Source organism: Serratia sp. (in: enterobacteria), assembly GCF_051654945.1.
In the GTDB taxonomy this organism is placed as follows: Bacteria; Pseudomonadota; Gammaproteobacteria; order Enterobacterales; family Enterobacteriaceae; genus Chania.
The window spans coordinates 1-1,559 of record NZ_JBOFZA010000079.1 but is presented as its reverse complement, the minus strand read 5'-3'; the positions used below and the strand labels follow the sequence as shown (position 1 = coordinate 1,559).

Below are 1,559 nucleotides of genomic sequence, written 5' to 3'. Positions count from 1 at the left end.
GTTGCGACGTGACCGGTCTGATATTGCTGACAGGTATTACTACAAGGGCGTTCTGTGGAGTCCCAGCTACTTTGCCAGTAGTTGTGGTGGCGCACCAATATCTATCATCCGGCAATATATTGAACAACAGCAAACACCTCGTTAGGTGGAAAACCGCGCCTTATATCCCTGCCCTGAAGGACAGGGTTTTACGGCGCATTGGATAATACAAGGAGGCATGAGTTGGCAACTCCCGCATATCAGCAACGCCCCACGGCTGAACTTGCACATCTGGCATGGTGCCTACTGGTTGCACTGCGCCTGGAACAGCATGACGGCCGGGCCACATCGGCCGTACAACAACACCTGTTTATCATGCGTTGGCTGGCGAACGCCCAAAAACGCAAACTGTTTCCCCGTTCGGTGGCGGCGGACATTCTTTGGTTGCAGGCGCAGGGCAAACTTTACGGCTTCCGGGCAAACTTGCGGAGCAAGGTGGACTACATTTACCGCTCCAGTTCGGGAACGCTAGCTTCACAAAGCGATCTGTTCCGTTTCACCTATGCGGTGGAGGCGTTAAAAAGCATGGGGTGGGATGATCACCTGGTGTCTGATCAGGAATGGAACACGGCGCAGGCGGGAAGTGCACAGATTTCTGCACTGTATACCCGTAAACAGGCGCTGGCGTCTTGTTTTGATGATAAGCAAATGTTGACCCGGCCACTGATCTTGCGGTTGACCGGCGACATTAGCGGCGTACCTGCACTGTTCGAGCAATGTGCGTTGACGGTGGAGCAACAGAATGATGAAAACGGATTTTTTGTTTTTACTGTACTATAAGGGCTTCCCCGGCGTATCAACACCGGTGTTTACCGTTTCTGTCTGCTCGTCAGTAAAAATAAAGGGGAGAGACTGCGGTACTATAAACGGTCATGATGGATCGCCATCGATTCGGACCCTGATGAAAGACGCTCGTGAGGCTCTAGTTCGTTAGTCGGGTACTCTTGCCCTGTACAATAAGCAGATATACCTCACGGGGTCTAACCCTTTATCATCACCGAGTTGCAGATCAGATGGTCATACAGTTTCGTACTTTAGCTGGCTGAGTACAGCCTGAAATCATCACCGTAATGCAATGATGCCCAGCACAGCCTTGCATTTTTGGCGGCGATGGCAACAACAGCGCGCCAGTATCCTCTGCGTTCGACCAGTGAGCAGACCCAACGGCTGAATGAGTCCGTCCTTTTCTCAGCGCCGATCAGGACCGAACGGGCACCCTGAACCAGGGGCGTTCGCAGAGACGGATCGCCCGCTTTCGTGATCCTGCCAAGCGTTGACTTTCCACCGCTGCAGTACTGTGATGGCGTAAGTCCCAGCCAGACTATCCGTTGGCGTCCATTCTTAAAATCATGTGCATTACCGATACTGGCGACCAGCGCACCAGGCCGTTGTAGGGCCAACTCCCTTCAACTCCATCAGCCGCTGACTGCGGTGATCTGTTTTGGCCATGCGGGACAAAACTCGGTCATATTCAGCACTATTATCTTCAATGCGATCAATGTGTTCCATCAGGTCATCAA

General features: G+C 52.5%; 1 protein-coding gene and 2 pseudogenes. 2 read left to right on the top strand and 1 reads right to left on the bottom strand.

The features are described 5' to 3' along the window. A pseudogene (locus ACRDCA_RS16325) lies at positions 1-139 on the top strand (transposase); the annotation flags it as partial. Positions 140-222: 83 nt separating this feature from the next. Further along, positions 223-819 carry a DUF2913 family protein gene (locus tag ACRDCA_RS16320; RefSeq protein WP_438690479.1) on the top strand — a complete coding sequence of 199 codons (597 nt, stop codon included), beginning with the start codon at positions 223-225 and terminating at the stop codon, positions 817-819. Between the two features lie 254 nt (positions 820-1,073). Here ACRDCA_RS16320 and ACRDCA_RS16315 read toward each other — a convergent pair. Next, positions 1,074-1,559: pseudogene (locus ACRDCA_RS16315) on the bottom strand (transposase); the annotation flags it as partial.